Source organism: Rhizobium sp. SL42, assembly GCF_021729845.1.
Taxonomy (GTDB): Bacteria; Pseudomonadota; Alphaproteobacteria; order Rhizobiales; family Rhizobiaceae; genus Allorhizobium.
The window spans coordinates 1,910,881-1,935,305 of the sequence record NZ_CP063397.1 but is presented as its reverse complement, the minus strand read 5'-3'; the positions used below and the strand labels follow the sequence as shown (position 1 = coordinate 1,935,305).

Sequence of the window (24,425 nt, the reverse complement as noted above, 5' to 3'; positions counted from 1 at the left end):
GTTTCAGAACCATGGACAGCAACACGCGCACCGGCGAGGTGATGGCAGCCATCCGGCAAAGGATCGCCGGCCGGGCGCTGGGCTCCGGCGACCGCCTGCCGTCGATTCGAAGCTTTGCCGGCACGATGGGCGTTTCCCCTTCCACCGTGGTCGAGGCCTATGACCGCCTGGCGGCGGAAGGTCTGATCCGGGCGCAACGCGGTTCGGGCTTTTATGTCTCGACTAGTGCGCTCATGCCCCTGAAGCTCGCCGAGGCATCCGCACCGCTCGAGCGGGCGGTCGATCCATTCTGGGTCTCGCGCCAGTCGCTCGATGCAGATGCCGCGGTGCTGAGGCCCGGCTGTGGCTGGCTGCCGGCAGCGTGGATGCCGAATACGGCGCTCAGGCGGGCGCTGCGCAGCCTGTCGCGCGCCGATGACGCGCTGCTGTCGGACTACGGCAATACGCGCGGCCCGCTGGCTCTGCGTCGGCTGCTGCTGTCGCGCTTTGCCGAAGATGGCATTCAAGCCGCACCCGAGCAATTGCTGCTCACCGGATCAGGTACCCAGGCGCTGGACCTGCTGTGCCGGTTCCTGCTTCGGCCCGGCGAGACCGTGCTGATCGACGATCCCTGCTATTTCAATTTCCAGGCGCTGCTGCGCGCCCATCAGGTCAGGATCGTCGGCGTGCCGTATACGACCACCGGCCCGGACGTCGCCGCTTTCGAGGCTGTGCTTGCCGCCGAGAAGCCCCGCCTCTACATCACCAATTCCGCCCTGCACAACCCGACCGGGGCAACGCTTGCGCCCCAGGTCGCACACCGCCTGCTGAACGCGGCAGCGCTGCACGACCTGACGATCATCGAAGACGATATCTTTGCCGATTTCGAGCCCGAGCCGTCATCGCGGCTGGCGGCCCTTGACGGATTGCACCGCGTCATCCGCATCGGCAGCTTCTCCAAAACGCTGTCGTCATCGGTCCGCTGCGGTTACATCGCCTGCCGGGCGGACTGGATCGAGGCGCTTGTCGACCTGCAGGTGGCGACCAATTTCGGTGGCGCAAGTCCCGTTGCCGCGGCCTTGACCCTCGACGTTCTTGCCGGCGGCAACTATCGCAAACACATGGACGAACTGCGCCAGAAGCTGGCGCGCGCACGGCGCCAGACCGCCGAACGCCTGCAGCATCTCGGCATCGAGCCGTGGCACATGCCGCGCGGCGGCTTCTATCTCTGGTGCCGGCTGCCGGACGGCCTGGACTCGGCCGAACTGGCACAGTCGGCCCTGGCAAAAGGCGTGGTCCTGGCGCCGGGCAATGTCTTCAGCGTGGCGCAATCGGCCGGCGCCTTCCTCCGCTTCAATGTTGCCCATTGCCAGGATCCGGCCATGTATGCCGTGCTGACCGCTCAGATCGACGAGATGCGCCGTCGCTGATCGCCGGCATGACCAAAGGTCGATGGATTTTGGCAAACAGATCGATCGCGCAGCGATCGTTCTTGCCGGCCGACAACGCCGGCAAAATCCCTGACCCTATCGCGTGGCCGGCCTGTCCTTGATAGCAATTACGTGCCCGCCCCAAAAACTGCATTTGAACACCCGCCCGCTTTGGCGCAGTCTCCCTTGCAACGACTGAAGGAGAAGAGCGCGACATGGCAGTCACATACGGTTTCATCGGTCTCGGCCATCTCGGCCGGCATCTGGCGGGCAGCCTGGTCAGGGCAGGATTTGACGTCACGGTCCATGACCTCGACCGGGACAACGCAAAAGACCTTCTCGCCGGTGGCGCACGCTGGGCGGACGATCCGCAAGCGGTGGCAGAGGCCGTCGATGCCGTGATCACCTGCCTGCCCTCGCCGCGTGTCAGCGAAAAGGTGCTGGCCGGCGAGCGCGGCATCCTTGCCGGACTGAAATCGGGTAGAACCTGGATCGAGATGAGCACGCTCGACGAGCAGGAGGTGCTTAGACTGGGCAAACTTGCGGCCGATCATGGCGTGCGCATGCTCGAGGCGCCGGTCACGGGCGGCGTGCATCTGGCGGCCTCCGGCGAGATCACCGTGATTACCGGTGGCGACGCCGACCTGCATGCCCTGCACCTGCCGGCGTTCGAAGCGATGGGTAACAAGATCTTCCGCGCCGGCCCGCTCGGCAAGGCCTCGGTGATCAAGGTGATCACCAACATGCTCGCCTTCATCCACCTGATCGCGACCGGCGAGGCGCTGATGCTGGCGAAGAAGGGCGGCATCGACCTCACCGGTGCCTTCAACATCATCAAGGCCTCCTCGGGCAACAGCTTCGTGCACGAGACCGAGGGCCAGGTGATCCTGAACGGCAGTTACAACATCAATTTCACCATGGATCTCGCGGTCAAGGATCTCGGCTTTGCCCTCGGCTTCGGCCGCGAATACGGCGTACCGCTCGATCTTGCCGGCCATGCGTTGCAGACCTTCATCCGCGCCCGCTCCACCTATGGCGGAGACGCCTGGTCGTCGCAGGTGGTCAAGCTGCTCGAAGACGCCACCGGCACGGATCTGCGCGCACCGGGCTTTCCGGCGGAGCTTTGAGCGAGCAAAGCGAACGTCGTCACTTGCGGCGATCCGTCTTTCCGGCGAAGAAGCCGAAAGACATTTCCAGGCTTTTCCCATGGCATCACATCCGCCCCTCTCTCCCCATGATATCGCCCGCGCACTCGACGGGCTGCACCCGGATCTGCGCATCCTCGGTCCGGACGCGATGGCTGGCCGCCATCCCGGCGAGGATCCGACTAATCTGGCCGCTGGCGTCGTGGCGCAGCCTGCTTCGACGGCTGCGGCGGCGGCACTGATTTCCTGGTGCCGGGCAAATCATGTCGCGATCGTTCCGCAAGGAGGCCTCAGCGGGTTGGTCGGCGGCGGCGTCAGCCGGCATGGAGATGTCATCCTTTCCAGCGCCCGGCTCAACCGCGTCATTGCCATCCATGCAGATGAGGAGACCGTCGAGGTCGAAGCCGGGGTGACCTTGGAAGGGCTGCAGGCCGCACTCGCGCCGCATGGTCTGACCACCGGCATCGATCTCGGTTCGCGAGGATCCGCCACCATCGGCGGCATGATTTCGACCAACGCCGGCGGCATCCTCGCCTTCCGCAATGGCGTGATGCGCCATCAGATCCTCGGTCTGGAAGCCGTCCTGCCCTCGAGCGAGATCCTGTCGGACATGACACGAGTGGTGAAGGTGTCGGCCGGCCCCGACATCAAGCAAATCTTCATAGGCGGCGAAGGCGCCTTCGGTTTCGTGACGCGGGTGGTGATGAAGGTGGAGCGGATACGGCCGCATCGGGCGGTGGCCCTTCTCGGCGTTACGAATGCCGGCCGTGCGCTCGAGGTCGCGGCACGCCTGCGACGCCATCCGTCCCTCTTGCTCGAAGCCGCCGAAATGATGTGGCCGCGCTATGTGCGCGACCATGCACAGCTGAAGAGTTTCGACCTCTCATGGCTCGAAGACCGTGCCTCATTGCTTCTGGTCGAAATATCGGCGCAGAGCGGTGACCACGCGACCTCGCTTCTCGAAGAAGAACTCGCGGCAATCTGGGACGCGGCCGAGATCAAGGGCGGCATCGTCGCCCAATCTTCGGAGCAGGCGCGGCGTTTCTGGGACCTGCGCGAAGACTCGGGCTTCTATTTTTCAGCTTTTCCACAGGCTCCCTCTTTCGACGTCTCTCTGCCGCCGACGCTCGTCGACCACTATGTGGCCGAACTCACCCACCGCCTTCGATCAATCGGAAGCGGCTACGACACCTATGTCTATGGTCATATTGCCGATGGCAATCTGCATATCGCGCTGGCCACGCCCGGCCCTCTTTCGCCCGACATCAAGCATGATGTGGAAGACGCCGTCTATGCTGGGATCACCGCCTGCGGCGGCAGTTTTTCGGCTGAACACGGCGTCGGGCTGGACAAGCACCGTGCCTATCTCGAACACGCAGACCCGGGAAAACAGGCACTCGCGCGGCAGTTCAAAACCTTGCTCGATCCGGACGGCCTGTTCAATCCGGGCAAGGTGCCGTTTTGATTTTGCGACTGCCGACGGAGGTCAGGCTTCCGTCCGCCATCAACGCTCGATAGACTGCGTTCAATACATTTGCATCAGACAAGGACATCGCCATGGATTTCGGTATTTCCGGTAAACGCGCTCTCGTACTCGCCGCTTCGCGCGGCCTTGGCCTCGGCATCGCCAAGGTCCTTGCGGCTGAAGGCGTGCATGTGCTGATCTGCGGCCGCACGGAAGACAAGCTGAAGGCCAATGTCGCGGCGATCCAGGCTTCCGGCGGCAAGGCTGACTATGTCGTTGCCGATCTCGCCGACGCGCATTTCGTCGATACCATGCTTTCGGCAGTGCATCACAAGCTCGGCGGCATCGACATCCTGGTCAATAATACCGGTGGGCCGACCCCCGGCACGGTCGAGGATATGGATGCCGAGAAGCTCTACAACTTCTTCCAGTCCATGGTCGTGCGCGTCATCACGCTCACCAATGCGCTCGTGCCGCTGATGAAGACGCAAGGCTTCGGCCGCATCCTCACCGTCGCGTCCTCGGGCGTGTTCGAGCCGATCCCGAACCTTGCGCTGTCCAACACGCTGCGCGGCGCGCTCGTCGGCTGGAACAAGACGTTGTCCTCGGAGGTCGCCTCCTATGGCGTGACGGCCAACATGCTGCTGCCCGGCCGGATCCACACCGACCGCATCGATGAACTCGACGGCGCCAATGCCAAGCGTAGCGGCAAGTCGCTGGAGGAAATCCGCAGCGCTTCGGTCAAGTCGATCCCGGCCCAGCGACTGGGCACCGTCGAGGAATTCGCCGCAGCCGGCGCCTTCCTCTGCTCGGCCCAGGCCAGCTACATCACCGGCACCATGCTGCGCGTCGACGGCGGCGCGGCGAAATCGAACTGAGTGCAATCGGCACAGGCGGGCATGGCACTCCATTGCCTGCCTGTGCAGAGACCAGATGACTATCGACGCGCATGTTTGCCACCCTTCGTGCGCATCATCACAGCGCCCTTCGGTGAAACGGCGGCATATCGGCCGCGTCATTGCCAAGCTTGCATGCCCCTATTCGTCCAGAGGATCCGTGTCATGGCAGTCATTCGTATCGTATTGCAGGTCATCTGCGTGCTCGCCGCGCTGATCGGCCTGATCTGGATCGGCCAGGGAACCGGCGTCTTCCCCTACCCGGCCTCCAGTTTCATGATCAACCAAACGCCGTGGATCCTGCGCGGCGCGATCCTCGCGGCTGTCGGCTTTACCGTCCTCCTGTTCGTCCGGCGGCGCAGATAGACCTTGCCGCGCTTCGCAACGCAGCATTTCTGCTTGCCCTTCAGCCACCCCTGTGGCATCAGGCGCGCTTTCCCGTGCCCGGCCAGACGCCCGGGCCATGTGCCGGCTTGACCGGCATTCTCTGACAGTATCACCATGAAGGAGCGGCGGCCATGGCACACGCGCTTGGGCTCGATTTCGGCACGACCAATACGGTAATCGCGCAGGCCGAAAACCTGGAGCAGACCCATTCGATCCGCTATACCTCGCCGGCCGGCACGTCCGACAGCATGCGCACGGCGCTCTCCTTCCTCAAGGATCGCCAGCTCGGTGCAGGCGCGCTCAAGGTCGAGGCCGGGCAGGCCGCCATCCGCACCTTCATCGACAATCCCGGCGAATGTCGATTCCTGCAGTCGATCAAGACCTTTGCCGCCTCCGCGGTGTTCCAGGGCACGCTGGTGCATGCAAGGCGCTTCCAGTTCGAGGACCTGATGGAGGTTTTCCTCAAGCGCCTTGAGGCTTATGCCGGCGACGGCTGGCCGAGCGACGCCAAGCGGCTGGTCGCCGGACGCCCGGTACATTTTGCCGGCGCAAGCGCCGATCCGGCGCTCGCCACCACCCGCTACAACGAAGCCCTGTCGCGGCTCGGCTTCCCCGAGATCCACTATGTCTACGAGCCGGTAGCGGCGGCCTTCTACTTCGCCCAAAACCTGAAGCAGGACGCGACAGTGCTCGTCGCCGACTTCGGCGGCGGCACCACCGACTTCTCGCTGATCCGCTTCGAAACCGCCGGCGGCAAGCTATCGGCACGGCCGCTCGGCCATTCCGGTGTCGGCATCGCCGGCGACCAGTTCGATGCCCGCATCATCGACCAGTTGGTCGCGCCGGAAATCGGCAAGGGCAGTCAGTTCAAGAGCTTCGGCAAGCTGCTCGACGTGCCGAGCAACTACTATCTGTCGTTCTCGCGCTGGAACCAGTTGTCGGTGTTCAAGACGATGAAGGAATTTACCGATCTGCAGTCGCTGGTGCGTCAGGCTGTCGAGCCGGACAAGCTCGAGCTATTCATCGAACTGATCGAACATGACGAGGGCTACCCGCTCTATCAGGCGGTCTCGGCCACCAAGATGGCGCTGTCGTCGGCCGACGAGGCTGAGTTCCGCTTCGCACCGCTTGGCAAGGCCGGCGAAAAGCGGGTCACCCGCGCCGAGTTCGAAAGCTGGATCGCCGAAGACCTTTCGCGCATGGAAGCGGCGCTCGACCAGCTTTTGACCGAGACCAGCACAACGACCGGCGAGATCGACAAGGTCTTCCTCACCGGCGGCACGTCCTTCGTGCCGGCCGTGCGCGACATCTTCAAGCGGCGCTTTGCCGCCGACAAGATCGAAACCGGTGGTGAACTCGTGTCGATCGCCCATGGTCTTGCCCTGATCGGCGAGCGCGACGACATCAGTCAGTGGACAGCCTGAGGCCAAAGGCTGGCGACAGGCTTGCGACCGCGGAATCGGTTTGCATTACGATGGCGGGCAAGGCTAGAACAAGGCCATGATCCAAGCCCGTGACATGACGCATGCCGAACTGGCCGCGCTTTTGCATTTCCATGCGGAAGCCGGGGTCGAGTGGCTGGTCGAAGATCAGCCGATCGACAGGATCGCAGCCTTTGCCGCGGAGAAGACGGCACGGCAGGTCGCGCGGACAGCGCCCGAGCCGCAAGCGGCCTCCGCTGCGCAGGCACAACGCGGAACATCCGCGAATGAACGCCAGGCGGCACGGCCGGCCCCGTCGCTGTCCTCTGCCCTGCCCGCCATTCCCGATGAAAACGCCGTGGCGGAAGCCCGTTTTGCCGCTGAAAGCGCACGCTCGCTGGCTGAACTGAAGACGGCCATCGAAGGCTTTGCCAGCTGCAACCTGAAAACCAGCGCCCGCTCGACCATCTCGGCCGCGGGCGGTGCTGAATCCGGGATCATGCTGATCGGGCCGATGCCCAACGCCGATGACGACCGCGAGGGACAGGCCTTTTCCGGACGCGCCGGCCTCATGCTCGACCGGATGCTGGCCGCAATCGGCCAGACCCGCGAGACGGTGACGATCACCACCATCATTCCCTGGCGCCCGCCCGGCGACCGCATGCCGTCCGTTCCGGAATGCGCGATCTGCCGGCCGTTCATCGAACGACAGATCGCGCTTGCCGCACCGAAACAGGTGCTGGTGCTCGGGAATTTTGCCGCACGATTCTTTTTTGGCGAGAACGGCACGATCCATGCCCTGCGCGGACAGTGGCGCTCGCTTGGCGCCGGCGGCCACGCGGTGCAATCCATGGCAACCCTGCATCCGCAAGAGCTGTTGACCGCGCCGGCCAGCAAGGCATTGGCCTGGCAGGATCTTTTGGCCTTTGCCGCGCGGATCCAAACCGGCGAAACTGACTAAAAAAGCGCCATCATTAAAGAAATATGAAATCAGCCATGCGTTTTACGCAAGGCAGAGCCGCGCTTGGCGAGCTTGCCGAATCTATGTTGCACTGCGATATCTGTCCGCAGAAAGGGAGGACGTGCTTAACAAGGAATTTCATCGTGAGCCTTCGCACACGCCCGATCCACTGCAAGTTTGAAACCGTGCGCCTCGCGGGCGAATACGCACGAACAAGCAACCCCTATCACCGCGGCGCCGCACTTGCCGCCTGCGAACAACTGAGCGCCCGCTTCACCGAAGCCAATGGTCGCATCGCTCGCCCGGCGAGCGTGTTCGCCGATTTCCGCGCCTGAGCCAATTGGCGTGAAGCCCTAGCCGCGCAGCGCTTCTTCAGCGACGCGCGGATCGTGCCGCCAGCATTCGATCAGCGCCGCTTTTCCGATATAATCCGCAGGGATTACTAGCCCGGCACAGTTCGGTGCGGCCTGCCGCGGTCACGCCTGCATATGGCGCATAGCAGGGTCTTCGATTTGTGCATTGCACAAAACGTTCAGTCATGAACTAATAAAGACCTTCACGCTGACATGCATCGAAAGCAGAGGACTGACCATGACCCTACCCTTCCATCCCGTCCGCAGCCTGCGCCAGGTCGTTGATCAGATCGGCCACGCCGTCAACGCCTCGGCCGAATATTCCCACGCCGCCCGCCAGCGTCAGGCCTCTCTGTCACGCGGCGAACGTCCGGCGGTTCAGCCGCTGGCTTTCTGATTGATCCGATAGCTTAAAATACAGCCCGACACAGGATGAGGCCCGCGGCGAAATCGCCCGGCCTATCAGGCATTGCGGTAAACCAATGCTCGCAGGCTCACGCCTCGCAGACCGCCGCCAGATGCGGTTCCGGGTCTTCCAGACGGGCCGGCCCGCAGATCATCTCGTAGGCATGATCGACGATCGAGAATTTCACCGCCTGCCAGCCGCAATATTCCGCTAGAAAATCAGCTTTCAGCAGATACCGGCTCTTGGCTTTGTCCGACCAGGCGAGGCAACCGGTCTCGACGGCACGGCGCACCAGGCGCTGCAGGTGCGTTCTCGATATCATGAACTGCTCAGCCATCAGCCGGGCGTCGATACGGCCGATGTCGTAACCGTCGGCACCCGGCGCCAGATGGATCGCCCGGCGGATCAGATCGTCCATCACCAGGCCGCCGGCTTCGGTCCATAAAAACAGCGCCACACGCGGCGGCGGCTCGAGCCAGCGCGGATCAAGGCAGGCGCGCCTTGCGATCTGCGGCTGTATCTTGTGCATCAACGCAGGTTCTTCGATCAGCCGCGCCACGCGCCCTGCTCCGTCAAGCCGATCAAGAACGGAGAGATTGGCCAGAACCCAGCGATACATCGCCGCCGTGGAGATTTCGGTTGCCTCATAGCGGCGTGGGCGACGGTTGCTTTCCCCGGCGATGCGCAGGAAGCGATAGCTCAGCAACTGGTCGAGGAAGTTGAGCACGGTGTTGCGGCTCGCCGCATTGCTGGACGTGATGATCTCGCGCAGGTTCGTGGTCGTCAGGCCGCTTCCCGGCTGGCTGGCATCGTATTCGAGCTGTAGGGCAAAGGCAGCCTGGCTCAATAGCCACCGCTGATGCGACGCCAGCATGCGTGACAGCCGGGGACTTTCATCGAACTGCGCTCGAAGCGTGGCGGCAAATCCCTGCAATGCCTCGATAAAGCCGGGATGGCCCGTCACGTCTTCCACCTTCAAAGCCATCGGCAATCTCCAGCAGCCGATGCTTCACGGGTCACTTGGCCATTGCTCGGGTGCCCATTGACCTGGCGTCCATGGGCCCTGTCTCGATAAATCCGCGCCAGCCGGTCGGCACCTGAACCAAACCGGCACAATGCATCGATCGCCGTCCGGCAAGGGACAGCGCGTCGCAGCATTGGAGAGTGTTCAAGATGCATGGAACCCCTGTGGCTTTAAGCATTCCCCGCACGTCACGTTCACCGTTTGGGAATTCTTAATATCGTAAATGAATTCGTGTCGCTTTTTCAATCAATTATTGCCGCGCCAACATGACAATACGTGAAACGACGTAGAAGCTTTGCGTCGTTTCACGTCGCAATCGACAGTTCACCCAAGAGCGAATATTGGCAGAGTCCGTTTTCCCGCGCTGGATAGGTACCCCATTGATCAATAGCCTCGCCTCGATCGCCACCCTGATGTTCTCGACGCTGCTGATGATGGCCGGCTTCGGGCTGATGGGATTCATGCTGCCGATCCGCTCGATCAGCGAGGGCTGGTCCACCTTCACCATTTCCGTCATCGCCACCGGCTATACGTTCGGTTTCACGGTCTCGTGCATCGTCACGCCGATCTTCGTGCGCCGCGTCGGACATGTGCGGGTGTTCGGCGCGCTGATCACCCTGCTCACCGTGTCCATCCTGCTTTGCGCGCTGGTGGTCGAATGGTGGGCATGGATGATCTTCCGCGGCATGTCCGGTTTCGCCATTGCCGGTGCCTATCTGCTGATCGAGAGCTGGCTGAACGAACGGGTGAACAATGCCAATCGCGGCGCCCTGTTTTCTGTCTACATGGTCACCTGCCTCGTCGGCTCGATCGGCGGCCAGTATATCGTGCCGCTCGGCAACCCCGACGGACCGGAACTGTTCATGGTCTGCGCGCTGATCTTTTCGCTGGCGCTGTTTCCGGTGGCGCTGTCGACGGCCCAGTCGCCGACCCCGATCGCCGAGGCCAAGTTCGACCTGAAGCGGCTCTATCGCCGTTCTCCCCTGGCCTTCTTCGGCTCGCTGCTGTCCGGCGCGCTGTCCGGCACCTGGGGCAGCCTGGGGGGCGTCTATTCGCAGAATATCGGCATGAACACGACGGAGGGCGCAACGCTTCTGGCGGCCCTTCTCGCCGGCGGCGCCATATCGCAAGTGCCGATCGGGCGACTGTCGGACCGGATCGATCGCCGACTGGTGATGATCGGGGCCGGGATCTTCGGCGTCCTGGCCTGCCTGATGATGACGATGTTCGATGCCGACAATGCCGTCGCTGTCTATATCGCCGGTTTTTTCGTCGGCACCGTTCTCTATCCGGTCTATTCGCTGAACGTCGCCCATGCCAATGACCTGGCCGAGCCGGATGAATATGTGACGCTGTCCAGCGCCATCATGATCCTCTACGGTCTCGGCACAGTCACCGGACCGGTCATGGCGGGCTCGTTGATGCAGTGGCTTGGTCCCGGTGCGCTGATCTGGTTCCTGGCAACGGCCTTTGCGCTTTATGCGGGTTATGCCGGCTGGCGCATTTCGCGCCGCCCCGACAGTGGCAACCAGGCCGACAAGACAGACTTCCTCGCCGTTGCCCTGCCGATGCAGGGCACCGACGTCACCGGCTCGCCAAACACGCCGGACCCGGACGAGCGGCTGCGCTGACAGGCAGGCCGCTCAGCCCTGCGGGGTCGAGGCCTTGCGCGCCGCACGGCGCTCGAGGCCCAGCTGGTGCTCGCGGAAGATGATGAAGATCCCGGCGCCGACCACGATCGCCGCCCCGATCAACGTGGTCGAGGTCGGGATGTCGTCGAACAGGATATAGGCGATGACCGAGCCCATGATGATCGAACAGTATTCGAACGGGGCGATCGTCGAAACATCGGCGAAGCGATAGCTCTCGGTCAGCAGGATCTGCCCCAGCCCACCGCAGAAGCCGGCAATCGCCAGGAGGCCGAGCGCGGTCCACGACAGCTCGACCCAACCGAAGAACCAGGTGCAGGCGGAGAGCAAAGCCGCGATGACGGAAAAGAACAGGACGATTGTCGAGGTCTTTTCCACCCGCACGAGCTGGCGGACCTGCAGCATGGCGGCAGCACCGAGCATTGCGGCGACAAGCACGGCAATGGCGCCGAAAGCCTGTTCCGATCCCATTTCGCCATCACCGAACAGACTCAGCTTCGGTAGCGATATGATCAGCACCCCGATCATGCCGACCACGACGGCGGTCCAGCGGTAAAGCCTTACCGTTTCGCCGAGAAAGACCGCGGCGAACACGACGGCAATCAGCGGCATGGCGTAGCCTATGGCGATCGAATCCGGCAGCGGCAGATGCACGAGGCCGTAGAAACCGGCGCCCATGGCAAACACGCCGAGAAGCGCGCGCTTGACGTGGCCGAAGGGATTGTCAGTCTGCAGCGCCTGGCGCAATTCGCCCCGCCAGCCGAGATAGAGCATGATCGGCAGGATGGCGAATGCCGATCGGTGAAAGCTGATCTGGCCCGCCGGAATGCCGGTACCGGCAAGCTTGATGCAGGTTTGCATGCCGACGAAAACGGTGACGGAACAGATTTTCAGGATAATGCCGCGAAGCGGATCAGGGTCGGCAAATGCCATGCAATTGACTAACGTATCGATGCGGAACAGGGCGACGGAGAACGGCGACGGGAAAGTTCCGTGACCGGGAATGCCACGGGATGAATCGCTGCAACCAACCTTGCACTTCGCCAGCCGACAGACAAGCCCGCAAATTAACCAGATTAAACCCAGAAATGGCTTGAAATCGGGGGTTTCTCGCCTGATTTCCTTAACGGTTATTTTAATCTCAATTAATTATCTTTCCCGCCAGTAGCAAGTTTGGCCGCCGAATTGCGGTTCGCATGACATTGATTTTTGAAACGGTTCCTTTTTTACCCCCGGATGTTGCCATGACACAGACAGCGGCCAAAACAGCCCCCTTCGCAGCCGAACTCGCCACGCCCCGTTCCATGCGGCTGATCACCGAGAGCATCGGCGCGGATCTTGAACAGTTCAGCGCCGACAATACTCATGTCGTGCGGCAGATCAGGCTGCTCGCCATCAATGCGCTGATCGAGGCGGCGCGGGCCGGCGAAAGCGGCAAAGGCTTTGCCGTCGTTGCCAACGAGGTCCAGCGACTGGCACAGGGCGCGGCCGACATTGCCGATCGCTTCCAGGAAAACGTGCTGACCCGCATTGGTCTCAGCCGGTCGATGGCCGATGCACTGGTCGAGGAAATGGAAGGCGTGCGGCTGATAGATCTGGCCCAGACGCTGGTGCAGTTCATCGTCCGCAACCTGTTCGAACGCACCGCGGATGTGCGCTGGTGGGCGACGGACTCGGCGCTCTGGGGCGCGCTGGCGCAGCCTTCGGCCGACGCCTTTGCCCATGCCGCCGAGAGGTTGGGCGTAATCAATCGCTTCTACACCGTGTATCTCGATCTTGTCATGACCGACACCAAGGGGCGGGTCGTCGCCTCGGCCAACCCGAAACACCAGCGCAAGACGAAGGATTGCAATCTTGCCACCGAAGCCTGGTTCAAGGCGGCGCGCGAATGCAAGAGCGGTGACGATTATGTCGTCGACGAAGTCAGGCGCAGCGCCCTGCATGACGATCGCGACGTGCTCGTCTATGCCACAGGCATCCGCGACGGCGGCCGCAGCGATGGCGCGCTTGTCGGCACGCTCGGCGTCTATTTCGACTGGCAGGGCCAGGGCACGGCCATCGTCGAGAAGGAAGCCAACCTGCCGCCGCAGATTGCCGAAAAGACGGAAGTCCTGCTGCTCGACGGCAATAACATGGTGATCGCCTCGAGCCGGCCGCAGCGCGCCTATACGCATTTCGCCCTGCACAATCCGCAGCGCGCCATGCGTGGCAGTTACTATGACAACAACGGCGCAATCGTCGCCTTCGCCCGGACCCTTGGTTACGAGGATTACGATGGCCTCGGCTGGTACGGCGTCATCATCCAGCAATCCGACAGCGACGACGCGATCCGTCGCCAATTGTCGCTGAAGTAACACCCCGGCGTCGACAAATACGCATGCAGGCGAAGTTGAACCGGCGACAGGCGGATCGCTATTCTATGCGACCGTCCGGATTTGCCTCGCGTGGTTCGACCTTTATCGGTCTTTCGCGCATTAAATTGTATCGTGTTTTAATAATCGTTCAGAAATTGGTGCAATCATCGCCCTCGATTTGGCCTGGAGAGGTGAGGGAAACCCTTGCCTTGTTCCGGCCTAGCCTCGAAGCGACCAGGACAAAACATGCGCACAGACACGGGCCGGATCGTTCATCTGGCAGACTACCGCCCCACTGACTTCGTTCTGGAACGGGTTGATCTGACCTTCGAACTGGACCCTACTGATACCAAGGTGGAAGCCCGATTGATCTTCCACCGGCGCGAAGGCGTCGATGCCTCCACACCGCTCGTGCTTGATGGCGACGATCTCAACATGACCAGCCTGCTGTTCGACCAGGTCGAAATGGCGAAAGACCGCTACACCGCGACGCCCGAGAGCCTGACGATCAACGGCCTTCCGGCCGAAACTCCCTTCGAGATCACGGTCACCACGATGATCAATCCGGAGGCCAATACCCAGCTGATGGGCCTCTATCGGTCGAACGGCATTTATTGCACGCAGTGCGAAGCCGAAGGTTTCCGCCGCATCACCTATTTCCCCGATCGCCCGGATGTGCTCGCCGTCTACACAGTCAACATCATCGCCGACAAGGCGGCCAATCCGCTGCTCCTGTCGAACGGCAATTTCCTCGGCGGTGCCGGCTTCGGCCCGGACAAACATTTCGCCGCCTGGTTCGATCCGCATCCGAAACCGAGCTATCTGTTCGCACTGGTTGCCGGCGATCTCGGCGTGGTCGAAGATACATTCGTCACCATGTCCGAGCGCGAAGTGACGCTGAAGATCTATGTCGAGCATGGCAAGGAGGCGCGTGCCGCCTATGCCATGGACGCGCTGAAGCGCTCGATGAAATGGGACGAAGAGGTCTTCGGCCGCGAATACGACCTCGACATATTCATGATCGTCGCCGTGTCCGACTTCAACATGGGCGCCATGGAGAACAAGGGCCTCAACATCTTCAACGACAAGTATGTGCTGGCCGACCCTGAAACCGCGACCGACCAGGACTATGCCAACATCGAGGCGATCATCGCCCACGAATATTTCCACAACTGGACCGGCAACCGCATCACCTGCCGCGACTGGTTCCAGCTGTGCCTGAAAGAAGGCCTGACGGTCTACCGCGACCACGAATTCTCCGCCGACCAGCGCTCGCGGTCGGTCAAGCGCATCGCCGAAGTGCGCCACCTGCGCTCGGAACAGTTCCCGGAAGATGCCGGCCCGCTCGCCCATCCGGTCCGCCCGACCACCTTCCGCGAGATCAACAACTTCTACACGACGACGGTCTATGAGAAGGGCTCAGAGGTCACCCGGATGATCGCGACCATTCTCGGCCGCGACGATTTCAAGAAGGGCATGGACCTCTATTTCGAACGTCACGACGGCGATGCCGCCACCGTCGAGGATTTCGTCAAGTGCTTCGAGGAAGCGAGCGGTCGCGATCTCAAGCAGTTCTCGCTCTGGTATCACCAGGCGGGTACGCCGCAGATCACCGTGTCCTCGACCTTCGATGCCGCCTCCAAGACCCTGTCGCTCTCGCTCGAGCAGATGGTTGCCGCGACCCCCGGCCAGACGGCCAAGGAACCGATGCACATTCCGCTGCGCTTCTCGCTGCTGACGGAGAACGGCGCGGAGGCCACCGCAACCGCCATTGCCGGCGGCGAGGTTTCGGACGACGTGCTGCACCTGACCGAGCGCAGCCAGACCTTCACCTTCTCCGGCATCGGCGCGCGTCCGGTCGTGTCCCTCAACCGCGGTTTCTCTGCCCCGGTCACGCTGCATTTTGACCAGAGCAAGGACGATCTGTCCCATATTGCCCGCCACGACAGCGATCTCTTCGCCCGCTGGCAGGCGATCACCGACCTCGCCTTGCCGATCCTCACGGCATCGGCCGATGCGGCCCGCAGCGGTGGCGAAATTCTCGCCGATGCGGCTCTCACCGACGCACTTCTGGCCATCGCGGCCGACGAAAGCCTGGAGCCGGCCTTCCGCGCCCAGGCGCTCGCCTTGCCCAGCGAAGCCGACATCGCCCGCGAACTCGGCAGCAACAACGATCCAGATGCGATCCATGCCGGCCGCCAAGCCGTTCTGGGCGCCATCGCCAATGCCGGCGTGGAGATCTTCCGCACGCTGCACGCGACCCATTCGGACACAGGCGCCTTTACTCCGGATGCGGCCGGCGCCGGTCGCCGCGCGCTGAAGAACGCCGCCCTTGCCTTCCTGACCCAGGCGGAAAACAGCCCGGCACTCGCCGCAGACGCTTTCGCCAAGGCCGACAACATGACCGACCTGTCGCAGGCGCTGACGGTGCTGGCCCATCGCTTCCCCGACGCTGCCGAAACCAAGTCGGCGCTCTCCAGCTTCGAACAGCGTTTCGCCAGCAATGCGCTGGTGCTGGACAAGTGGTTCGCCATCCAGGCGACCATTCCGGGTGCTGCCGCACTCGAGCGTGTGCAGGAACTGATGAAGAACCCGCACTTCATCGCCAGCAATCCGAACCGCGTCCGCTCGCTGGTCGGCACATTTGCCTTCTCGAACCCGACCGGCTTCAACCGCGCCGACGGCAAGGCCTATCGGTTTTTCGCCGAGCAGATCCTCGACATCGACCCGCGCAACCCGCAGCTTGCAGCGCGCCTGCTGACGGCGCTGCGCTCCTGGCGCCTGCTGGAGCCGGTTCGGGCAGAGCATGCCCGCTCGGCCCTGCAGGTGATCGAAAGCACCGGCACGCTTTCCACCGATGTCAGCGATATCGTCGAGCGTATCCTGAAGGGCTGATCGCCTTCGCAACGAACCATGCCGAACAAACGAAAGTGGCGCGGGCAAGTCCCGCGCCACTTTCGTTTGCAATCCTGAAAACCGTGGAGCCGAAGCACTGCCGCAGGGGACAAACCTGAGGCCAAAGCCATCGGTTTGCGTATGCGCCGGACTACAGCGAGAGGCGGCAGCGAGGCAGATATTCAATCCTGACCCTTCATCGTCAGATACCGGCGCAGAAAAAACGGATTCGGAAGAATGGCTTAAGAATTTCTTTACCCACCCGGTCTGGACAAGCCGAATCGAGCATGATTCCTTGGATACGGTTCGGGCGAGCGGCGCAGCGAATCACACGAGGGATAGAGGCAGGGGCAATGTTGAACGCGCGGCGGGTTTCCGCAGCCGATGATCGGTTGCGCATCAAATTTTCGGGTGTTGCGGCAGTGTTCGAAGAATTCGGCCGGAGGCTGCTCCGGTCTTCACCGTCCCTGCGGGAGGATGGCAGCGGGCCGTCGAGCCCCGTCGAAACCTTGCTGCGCCGGTCCATCCCGATCCTGATCATCGCATTCCTGTCCGTCGTCGCCCTGGCGCGGTTCGTCGGCATCGTGTCCGAGCATGGCAGGATGGAAGCGTCGATCCGGCAATCCACCTCGCTGATCTCGCTCACGGCTCAGTCGGTGCTTGCGACCCGGCCGGAGCTGTTTGCCGGTCGCAATCGCGAAGGTGCCGAACAGGCGCTGTTTTCCTATCTGACACCGGGATATCTGTCCGACGGCGCCTTCGTGCTGCTGGTCGATCCGGCGGGCCGCGTGTTCGGCGCATCGCCGGGCGCCTCCGGCCAGGTCGGCTTCATGCTCGCGAGCCTGCTGCCGGAGGTGACCACCATCCGTCGCTTCGGCGACCGATCCGGCGCGATCGAGACCAATATCAACGGTGAGCCGCATTATGCGGTCGTCACCCCCGTCGGCACCGATGGCGCCCTGATCCTGACCGCCCATTCGCTGCAATCGGTCAACGAGTTCTGGCGCCGCGAACTGGCGCTCAATGTGACGCTGTTTGCCGGCATCTCGCTGACGCTGCTGGTAGTACTCTACGCCTATTTCCATCAGGTTCGGCGGGCCCGCGAGGCGGACGATATCTTCCTCGAATCCAACATGCGCGTCGAAGCCGCCCTGTCACGCGGCCGCTGCGGGCTGTGGGATTTCGACCTGTCAAGCCGCAAGCTGATCTGGTCGCGCTCGATGTACGAGATGCTCGGTCTCGCGCCGTCCAACCAGCCGCTGGCCTTTGCCGATGCGGCCCGCCTGATGCATCCGGCCGACGGCAATCTCTATGCACTGGCCCGCTCGGTCGGCCGTGGCAGCTCGCGCCAGATCGATCAGGTCTTCCGCATGCGCCATGCCCAGGGCCACTATGTCTGGCTGCGCGCCCGCGCCCAGATCATCTGCTCCAATACCGGCTGCCTGCATGTCATCGGCATCGCGATGGACGTCACCGAACAGCACCGCCTGGCGCAGCGCTACGCCGAAGCAGACCAGCGCCTTGCCGACGCGATCGAATGCACGTCCGAAGCCTTCGTGCTGTGGGACAAGAACGACCGGCTGGTGATGTGCAATGCGCATTTTCAGAAGGTCTACGGCCTTCCGGACAGCGTGCTCGTGCCCGGCACCGAACGCGCCAGCGTGCTCGGCTCGGCCTCGCGTCCGATCATCCAGCGCCGCATCGCCGATCCGGATCTCGGCACCACGTCGCGGACCACGGAAGTCCAGCTTGCCGACGAACGCTGGCTGCAGATCAACGAGCGCCGTACCCGTGACGGCGGCCTCGTCTCTGTCGGCACCGACATCACCCTGCTCAAGCGTCACCAGGAACGGCTGCGTGACCAGGAGCGCCGCCTGATGGCGACCATCGGCGATCTGTCGTCCTCACAGAAAATCCTCGAGCGGCAGAAGACCGAACTGTCGGATGCGAACGAAAAATACCTGGCCGAGAAACAGCGTGCGGAAGCGGCCAACAAGGCCAAGTCGGAATTCCTCGCCAACATGAGCCACGAGTTGCGCACGCCGCTCAACGCCATCCTCGGCTTTTCGGAAATCCTGCTCGCCGGCATGTTCGGCCCGGTCGGTTCGCCGAAATACGAGGAATATGCCAAGGACATTCACGAGAGCGGCAAACATCTGCTGAACGTCATCAACGACATTCTCGACATGTCGAAGATCGAGGCCGGGCAGATGAAAATTCGCTGCGAGACCATCGATCTCGGACCGCTTATCGAAGAGAGCATGCGCCTCACCGCCATCCCGGCGCTGGAAAAGAACATCACCGTTTCGCAGCGTGTCGATGATGGCCTGTCGGTGGTCGCAGACCGCCGCGCGATGAAACAGATCCTGCTCAACATCCTGTCAAATGCAGTCAAATTCACCAATGACGGCGGCAAGATCGCGTTGCGTGCGCACAAGGTCGAAGGTGCCGTCATCGTGTCGATCGTCGACACCGGCATCGGCATTCCGAAAAGCGCGCTGAGCAAGATCGGCAGCCCGTTCGAGCAGGTGCAAAGCCAGTATGCCAAATCGAAGGGTGGTTCGGGCCTTGGGCTCGCCATCTCGCGCTCGCTGGTCTCGCTGCACGGCGGATCCTTGCGTATCCGCTCCCGCGAAGGACAGGGCACCGTCGTGTCGCTGCGCATCCCGGACATGATCGTGATGCCGATGCGCCGTCGGGCCTGACGGCTCCGCACACGCGGGTCGGTCGACAACGGACCCGCTCCCTCCAGCCCCGCGCCTTAGCCGCGCTGGACGACCCTGCCGAACACCTTGCGCACCGCCTTGGACAACCGCCTGATCTCCGCCTCCAGCGATTTCAGGTCCGGGCTGTCGCCGGCCCGGGCAACAAGGTCGGTCAGGCCGGCCGGGACATGGGCCGGCTCGAACGGGCCTTCAATGCACAGCCGGATCACCTGCGACACATCGGTGTAGAGTTTCAGCGCCTGCTGGCAGGTGTCCAGATCGTTCGGATCGATCAGGGCGGCCAGCGCCTTCAGCGCCTCTGTCGTCGACAGTCCATTGGTCCGCACGGGGACGCCGCGGCCGGCGGCAACCAGCGCCAGATGCTGGGCAATGAACTCGATGTCGATCAGTCCACCCGCAACAAGCTTCAGGTCCCAGATATCGCGGGGCGGCTTTTCCTTGTCGATCAGCGCCCGCATCTCGGAGACGTCCCTGGCGGTCTTGGCCTCGTCGCGGTTCAGCGCCATGATTTCGGCGACGATCGCCTCGGCATCGGCAATGAGCGAGGCATCGCCACACAGCAGCCGCATGCGCGACAGTGCCATGTGCTCCCAGGTCCAGGCCTCCTCGCGCTGATATTTGGCAAAAGCCCTCAGCCGTGTCGCGACCGGTCCCTTGTTGCCGGACGGACGCAACCGCATGTCGACTTCGTAGAGCACGCCTTCAGCCGTCGGCGCCGACAAAGCCGCGATCAGCCGCTGGGTCAGGCGGGTATAGTAGCGCACGGGATCGAGCGGCTTTGGCCCGTCGGATTCGTGCGCGTCGTCGTCATGCTCATAGAGCAGGATCAGGTCGACATCGGAGCCCGCCGTCAGTTCATAGGAACCGAGCTTGCCCATTCCGGCCAATGTCACGCGCCCGCCCGCCAGCCGGCCATGGGCCAGCTCCATTTCGGCAATCACTGCCTTCAATGCGCTTTCGATCACCAGCCCGGCGAGGTCGGTGAAGGCGCGCCCGGCCTGGCTGCCGGCAATCGAGCCGGTGAGCAGGCGAATGCCGATCAGGAAACGCTGCTCGGCGGCAAAGATACGCAGCCGGTCGAGGATTTCTTCATAGTGCCGGCAGCCGCCGAGAAAGGCGGACAGCCGTTTCGCCAGATAATCGTGGGTCGGGATCTCCACCATCAGGCCCGGATCGAGCATGCCGTCGAAGACATGCGGCCGGGCTGCGATGATCTCGGCCAGTCTCGGCGCCGAGGACATGATGTTGACCAGCAGGTCCAGGAGGGCCGGGTTGTTGCCGAGCAGCGAGAACAGCTGGATGCCGGCCGGCAGTCCGGCGAGGAAACTGTCGAAGCGCAGCAGCGCCTCATCGGCACGCCGGCTTTCGCCGAAGGCTTTCAACAGGTCCGGCGTCAGTTCGGTCAGGCGCTCGCGCGCTTCGACCGATTGCGTTGCGCGGTAGCGGCCATAATGCCAGGTGCGGATGACGCGAGAGATGTCTTCGGGGCGCTCGAAGCCGAGCCCTTTCAGCGTCTTCAGCGTGTCTGGATCGTCCTTCTGACCGGTAAAGACCAGGTTTCCGGTCGCGCTCGACAGGCCCTCCTCCTTCTCGAACAGCCGCGCATAACGGCGCTCCACCGTCTTCAGCACGGTTTCGAGCCGGCTAGAAAAGGCCGTGGTGTCGATGAAGCCCAGCATGAAGGCGATGCGCTTCAGCTCGGCCTCGGTATCGGGCAGGACATGGGTCTGCTCGTCATGCACCATTTGGATGCGGTGCTCGACATCGCGCAGGAACCAGTAGCAGCCGATCAGTTCCTCGGCCGTCAGCGGATCGATCCAGTGGGCACCGGCCAGTGCATTCAGTGCCGCCTCGGTCGGACGTAGCCGCAGGTCCGGCATGCGGCCGCCGGCGATCAGCTGCTGGGTCTGGGCGAAGAACTCGATCTCCCGGATGCCGCCACGGCCGAGCTTGACGTTATGGCCCTTCACCGCGATCGCGCCATGGCCCTTGTGCACATGGATCTGCCGCTTGATCGAGTGGATGTCGGCGATCGCTGCGTAGTCGAGATATTTGCGGAAGACGAAGGGCGTCAGTTCACGCAGGAAGCCCTCGCCCGCCTTCAGGTCGCCGGCGACCGGCCGCGCCTTGATATAGGCGGCCCGTTCCCAGTTCTGGCCGCGACCCTCGTAATAGATCAGTGCCGCCTCGACGGGCACGGCGAGCGGCGTAGAGCCTGGATCGGGCCTGAGCCTGAGGTCGGTGCGGAAGACATAGCCGTCGGCCGTGCGCTCCTGCAGGATGCGCACCAGCCGGCGCATCATGCGGCCATAGGTTTCTGTCGCATCGTCCCGGTCCTTGAGGATGCCGGCTTCGGGATCAAAGAAGACGACAAGGTCGATGTCGGAGGAATAGTTCAGCTCGCAGGCACCGAGCTTGCCCATGCCGAGCACGATCAGGCCACTCCCCGTCGCCGGTGCCGCCGTGTCCTTCAGAGTCAGCTTGCCGGACTGATGGCCCGCCAGCAGCAGATGGTCGATAGCCGCGGCCACGGTCGCGTCGGCCACTGCACTCAGCCAGGCCGTCGTGTCGCGCGCGTCGAAAATCCGGGCGAGATCGGCCAGCGCGGTGAAGAAGGACACCCGCCGCTTGGCATTGCGCAGTCGGGTCATCACCTCGGCTTCCGTCGGAACGATCCCCTCCGCGCTTGGCAGCCAGGCTGCCCTCGCCTCGGCGACCGCGGTCTCGAGCAGCGGTTCCAGCGGCTGGCTGATCGCCTCGGCCAGAAGTGCCGGCTTCAGGTTGGCTATGTCGCGCAGATAGGGAGACAGGGTGAAAGCCGTGGCGAGGAATGTCTTCAGCGGCCCATCGCCCGCCATCAGCTCGGCAATCAGCGGCTCCTGCCTGGCCAGATCCTTCAGCGTCGCGTTGGCGGCCTTCAGTTCGGCCTGGTTGAACGGCCGGATGATCCCGTCCGTCACCTCGGCCAGCCGTCTTGCCGCCTGTTTCGCCTCAGATTGCTGCGCCATCGCATGAGCCTCCCTTCCCTTGCGCCGGAGATCTCGCCGAATCTCTCAAGCGCTGGCAGGTTATGGCTTCATGCCGGGAAAGACCATGGTTGCCGTCAGGCCACGCGCGCCTTCGTCGCCGCCGTTTGTATCGGACAGCACAAGCCGCCCGCCATGCAGAGCCATGATCGCTTCGACCAGCGACAGGCCCAGCCCGGTTCCCGGCTTGGAACGGCTCTTGTCGAGCCGAACGAAGCGCTTGACCACCTCGGCCCGCTTGTCTGCCGGCACGCCCGGCCCCTGGTCGGAAACGGAAATCTCGACGCCTGACGCACCCCTGGCAACCCTGACCGTGATCTTTGGCGCCGCCTTGGCCGGATCATCGGAATGCACAGCGTCGGAATTGCCCGCGCCATACTTGATGGCGTTGTCGATCAGGTTTGAAATCGCCTGTCCGATCAGTTCGCGGTTGCCACGCACGGACAGCCCCGGCGCGATGTCACAGACCATCTGCTGTCCCGCCTCCTCGACAACCGGCTCGTAGAGTTCAGCACTGTCGGCGGCAATGGCGGAAAGATCGATATCCGTCAGTTCGGCGGCGATCGAGCCTGCCTCGACGCGTGAAATCATCAACAGAGCATTGAACGTGCGGATCAACTGGTCGGATTCGACGATGATCGCTTCCAGCGCTGCATGTTTGGCACTCTCGTCCACAGCCGACAGCGCATCGGACGCCTTGTTGCGCAGCCGTGTCAGGGGTGTCTTCAGGTCATGGGCAATATTGTCGGAGACCTGGCGCAATCCCTCGTTCAACTGCTCGATACGGCCCAGCATGCCATTCAGCGACGAGGACAGCCGGTCGAATTCGTCGCCCGAGCCGGAAACCGGCAGGCGCTGCGACAAGTCGCCCGCGGTGATCTTCTGGCTTGCGGCCGAGACGCGGTCGATGCGCTTCAGCGCATTGCGGCCGATGGCAAACCAGATCACCACGGCTCCAATGCCCATGATCAGCAGGGCCACCATCAGGGCCTGGCGCACCAGCAGCCGAAATTTGCTCGGTTCGCCGAGATCGCGCCCGACCAGGACACGAAAGCCGTTGTCGAGGAAAAACACATGCGCCGTCGCCAGATGCCGCTTCACGCCGCCGCTGTCGTTGTAGCGCTCGTAGCGGAAGGGAAAACCTGTCCAGCCCTCCTCATCGAAGACACCCGGCTGGACGGATGCGACATTGCCGGCAACGATCTCGCCGTTCGGCCCGGCGATGACATAGAGGTTTGCGCCCGGCTGGCGGGAGCGCCGTTCCATGGTGCGCAGAAGCTGGGTGACCCCGCCCCGCTCATAGGCCTTCTCGATCTCCTGCACTTCCTCTTTCAGACTTTCGCGGGTCTGGTTGTTGAGGATGCGCTCGGAAAGGCCCGTCACGTAAAACACGAGGAATGCCGCACAGAGGGCAAAGAGCAGGATGTAGAGCGCAGACAGCCTGACGGCCGTCGACTTGAACAACACGCCCAAACGGCTTTTCACCGGCATGTCAGCCTTCGTCCTTGATCATGTAGCCGGCGCCGCGCACTGTTTTCAGCAACGGCCGGTCGAAATCCTTCTCGATCTTCGAGCGCAGGCGCGAGACATGCACGTCGATGACATTGGTCTGCGGGTCGAAGTGGTAGTCCCAGACATTTTCCAGCAGCATGGTGCGGGTCACCACCTGTCCTGCATTCTTCATCAGATATTCGAGCAGGCGGAATTCGCGCGGCTGCAGCAGCACATCCTTGCCGGCGCGCTTCACTTCATGGGAGAGCCGGTCCAGCTCCAGGTCGCCGACGCGGTAGACCATGTCCTGTTCCGGCTTGCCCTTGCGGCGACCGAGAACTTCCACCCGGGCGAGCAGTTCGGAAAAGGCGTAAGGCTTGGGCAGATAATCGTCGCCGCCGGCGCGCAGGCCCGTGACGCGGTCGTCGACCTGCCCGAGGGCCGAGAGAATCAGCACCGGCGTATCGACGCCGCGCTTGCGCAGTTCGGTGATCACGGACAGGCCATCGCGGCGCGGCAACATGCGGTCGACCACCATCACGTCATAGGTGTTCTCCGAGCCCATGAAGAGCCCGCTTTCACCGTCGCTCGCATGGTCGGCGACAATGCCGGCCTCGCGGAAAGCCTTCGTCATATAGGCCGCAGCCTCGAGGTCGTCTTCAATCACCAGTATTTTCATATGGGCGACATTAGCGCCGGCTGTCGCATCCGTCCAACCGGTTTCACCACTTTGCACGGCTGTGCCATCCAGGTTCGTCGTCTGCTCGCCGGCCATACCGTTTCTCCCTGTCCGTGAATGGAAAAGGGCGCCGCCGGT

General features: G+C 62.9%; 18 protein-coding genes. 13 read left to right on the top strand and 5 right to left on the bottom strand.

Annotation, left to right across the window (positions count from 1 at the left end):
- Positions 1-11: 11 nt before the first annotated feature.
- The 9 genes from IM739_RS09055 (at position 12) to IM739_RS09015 (ending at position 8,434) form a co-directional block, all read left to right on the top strand.
- On the top strand, positions 12-1,409 hold the full coding sequence (locus IM739_RS09055) for an aminotransferase-like domain-containing protein (protein WP_237370830.1): 1,398 nt from the start codon (positions 12-14) through the stop codon (positions 1,407-1,409).
- Positions 1,410-1,624: 215 nt separating this feature from the next.
- Entirely contained in the window at positions 1,625-2,536 is a 912-nt protein-coding gene (locus IM739_RS09050; protein WP_237370829.1) for an NAD(P)-dependent oxidoreductase, read from the top strand.
- Positions 2,537-2,615: 79 nt separating this feature from the next.
- Entirely contained in the window at positions 2,616-4,019 is a 1,404-nt protein-coding gene (locus tag IM739_RS09045) for an FAD-binding oxidoreductase (RefSeq protein ID WP_237370828.1), read from the top strand.
- A gap of 92 nt (positions 4,020-4,111) precedes the next feature.
- The gene (locus tag IM739_RS09040; protein ID WP_237370827.1) at positions 4,112-4,897 is read left to right on the top strand and encodes an SDR family oxidoreductase; all 786 of its coding nucleotides are present in this window, start codon (positions 4,112-4,114) and stop codon (positions 4,895-4,897) included.
- A gap of 183 nt (positions 4,898-5,080) precedes the next feature.
- Positions 5,081-5,281 (top strand): hypothetical protein, encoded by a 201-nt coding sequence (locus tag IM739_RS09035; protein ID WP_237370826.1) that lies wholly within the window; start codon positions 5,081-5,083, stop codon positions 5,279-5,281.
- 152 nt (positions 5,282-5,433) lie between these two features.
- Positions 5,434-6,726 carry an Hsp70 family protein gene (locus tag IM739_RS09030; protein ID WP_237370825.1) on the top strand — a complete coding sequence of 431 codons (1,293 nt, stop codon included), beginning with the start codon at positions 5,434-5,436 and terminating at the stop codon, positions 6,724-6,726.
- Positions 6,727-6,802: 76 nt separating this feature from the next.
- Positions 6,803-7,684, top strand: coding sequence for a uracil-DNA glycosylase (locus tag IM739_RS09025; RefSeq protein WP_237370824.1), 882 nt, complete (start codon positions 6,803-6,805; stop codon positions 7,682-7,684).
- 143 nt (positions 7,685-7,827) lie between these two features.
- Positions 7,828-8,019, top strand: a complete 192-nt coding sequence (locus tag IM739_RS09020) for a hypothetical protein (protein WP_237370823.1) — start codon at positions 7,828-7,830, stop codon at positions 8,017-8,019.
- 256 nt (positions 8,020-8,275) lie between these two features.
- Positions 8,276-8,434: a hypothetical protein gene (locus tag IM739_RS09015; protein ID WP_237370822.1), complete on the top strand. Its 159-nt coding sequence runs from the start codon at positions 8,276-8,278 to the stop codon at positions 8,432-8,434.
- 97 nt (positions 8,435-8,531) lie between these two features.
- Here IM739_RS09015 and IM739_RS09010 read toward each other — a convergent pair whose 3' ends face one another.
- Positions 8,532-9,428 carry a hypothetical protein gene (locus tag IM739_RS09010; RefSeq protein WP_237370821.1) on the bottom strand — a complete coding sequence of 299 codons (897 nt, stop codon included), beginning with the start codon at positions 9,426-9,428 and terminating at the stop codon, positions 8,532-8,534.
- Between the two features lie 419 nt (positions 9,429-9,847).
- Between IM739_RS09010 and IM739_RS09005 the strand changes: the two genes are divergently transcribed.
- A complete protein-coding gene (locus IM739_RS09005; RefSeq protein WP_237370820.1) occupies positions 9,848-11,098 on the top strand; it encodes an MFS transporter in 1,251 nt (416 codons plus the stop codon).
- 12 nt (positions 11,099-11,110) lie between these two features.
- On the opposite strand, the gene IM739_RS09000 is transcribed toward IM739_RS09005, so the two are convergent.
- Entirely contained in the window at positions 11,111-12,049 is a 939-nt protein-coding gene (locus IM739_RS09000; protein ID WP_237370819.1) for a DMT family transporter, read from the bottom strand.
- Between the two features lie 311 nt (positions 12,050-12,360).
- Between IM739_RS09000 and IM739_RS08995 the strand changes: the two genes are divergently transcribed.
- From IM739_RS08995 to IM739_RS08985, 3 genes are all read left to right on the top strand, one after another.
- Positions 12,361-13,470, top strand: coding sequence for a methyl-accepting chemotaxis protein (locus IM739_RS08995; RefSeq protein ID WP_336886410.1), 1,110 nt, complete (start codon positions 12,361-12,363; stop codon positions 13,468-13,470).
- Positions 13,471-13,716: 246 nt separating this feature from the next.
- Positions 13,717-16,365 carry an aminopeptidase N gene (pepN, locus tag IM739_RS08990; RefSeq protein ID WP_237370818.1) on the top strand — a complete coding sequence of 883 codons (2,649 nt, stop codon included), beginning with the start codon at positions 13,717-13,719 and terminating at the stop codon, positions 16,363-16,365.
- Positions 16,366-16,718: 353 nt separating this feature from the next.
- Positions 16,719-19,070, top strand: coding sequence for a PAS domain-containing sensor histidine kinase (locus tag IM739_RS08985; RefSeq protein ID WP_237370817.1), 2,352 nt, complete (start codon positions 16,719-16,721; stop codon positions 19,068-19,070).
- Positions 19,071-19,126: 56 nt separating this feature from the next.
- Here IM739_RS08985 and IM739_RS08980 read toward each other — a convergent pair whose 3' ends face one another.
- Genes IM739_RS08980 through IM739_RS08970 form a run of 3 tightly spaced genes read right to left on the bottom strand, consistent with a single transcriptional unit; the run spans position 19,127 to position 24,383 of the window.
- Complete coding sequence (locus IM739_RS08980) at positions 19,127-22,099, bottom strand: bifunctional [glutamine synthetase] adenylyltransferase/[glutamine synthetase]-adenylyl-L-tyrosine phosphorylase (RefSeq protein ID WP_237370816.1); 2,973 nt, start codon at positions 22,097-22,099, stop codon at positions 19,127-19,129.
- Between the two features lie 60 nt (positions 22,100-22,159).
- Positions 22,160-23,608 (bottom strand): sensor histidine kinase, encoded by a 1,449-nt coding sequence (locus IM739_RS08975; RefSeq protein WP_237370815.1) that lies wholly within the window; start codon positions 23,606-23,608, stop codon positions 22,160-22,162.
- Position 23,609: 1 nt separating this feature from the next.
- Positions 23,610-24,383 carry a response regulator transcription factor gene (locus tag IM739_RS08970; protein WP_272911337.1) on the bottom strand — a complete coding sequence of 258 codons (774 nt, stop codon included), beginning with the start codon at positions 24,381-24,383 and terminating at the stop codon, positions 23,610-23,612.
- Between the last annotated feature and the right edge of the window lie 42 nt (positions 24,384-24,425).

Excerpts from the sequence above, each read along its gene's own strand:
- IM739_RS09000 (WP_237370819.1), bottom strand. The coding sequence starts at position 12,049 with ATGGCATTTGCCGACCCTGATCCGCTTCGCGGCATTATCCTGAAAATC.
- IM739_RS09045 (WP_237370828.1), top strand. The coding sequence starts at position 2,616 with ATGGCATCACATCCGCCCCTCTCTCCCCATGATATCGCCCGCGCACTC.
- IM739_RS08975 (WP_237370815.1), bottom strand. The coding sequence starts at position 23,608 with ATGCCGGTGAAAAGCCGTTTGGGCGTGTTGTTCAAGTCGACGGCCGTC.
- IM739_RS09055 (WP_237370830.1), top strand. The coding sequence starts at position 12 with ATGGACAGCAACACGCGCACCGGCGAGGTGATGGCAGCCATCCGGCAA.
- IM739_RS08980 (WP_237370816.1), bottom strand. The coding sequence starts at position 22,099 with ATGGCGCAGCAATCTGAGGCGAAACAGGCGGCAAGACGGCTGGCCGAG.
- IM739_RS09035 (WP_237370826.1), top strand. The coding sequence starts at position 5,081 with ATGGCAGTCATTCGTATCGTATTGCAGGTCATCTGCGTGCTCGCCGCG.
- IM739_RS09030 (WP_237370825.1), top strand. The coding sequence starts at position 5,434 with ATGGCACACGCGCTTGGGCTCGATTTCGGCACGACCAATACGGTAATC.
- IM739_RS09050 (WP_237370829.1), top strand. The coding sequence starts at position 1,625 with ATGGCAGTCACATACGGTTTCATCGGTCTCGGCCATCTCGGCCGGCAT.
- IM739_RS09015 (WP_237370822.1), top strand. The coding sequence starts at position 8,276 with ATGACCCTACCCTTCCATCCCGTCCGCAGCCTGCGCCAGGTCGTTGAT.
- IM739_RS08985 (WP_237370817.1), top strand. The coding sequence starts at position 16,719 with ATGTTGAACGCGCGGCGGGTTTCCGCAGCCGATGATCGGTTGCGCATC.
- IM739_RS08970 (WP_272911337.1), bottom strand. The coding sequence starts at position 24,383 with ATGGCCGGCGAGCAGACGACGAACCTGGATGGCACAGCCGTGCAAAGT.
- IM739_RS09010 (WP_237370821.1), bottom strand. The coding sequence starts at position 9,428 with ATGGCTTTGAAGGTGGAAGACGTGACGGGCCATCCCGGCTTTATCGAG.
- IM739_RS08995 (WP_336886410.1), top strand. The coding sequence starts at position 12,361 with ATGACACAGACAGCGGCCAAAACAGCCCCCTTCGCAGCCGAACTCGCC.
- IM739_RS09040 (WP_237370827.1), top strand. The coding sequence starts at position 4,112 with ATGGATTTCGGTATTTCCGGTAAACGCGCTCTCGTACTCGCCGCTTCG.
- pepN (WP_237370818.1), top strand. The coding sequence starts at position 13,717 with ATGCGCACAGACACGGGCCGGATCGTTCATCTGGCAGACTACCGCCCC.
- IM739_RS09025 (WP_237370824.1), top strand. The coding sequence starts at position 6,803 with ATGATCCAAGCCCGTGACATGACGCATGCCGAACTGGCCGCGCTTTTG.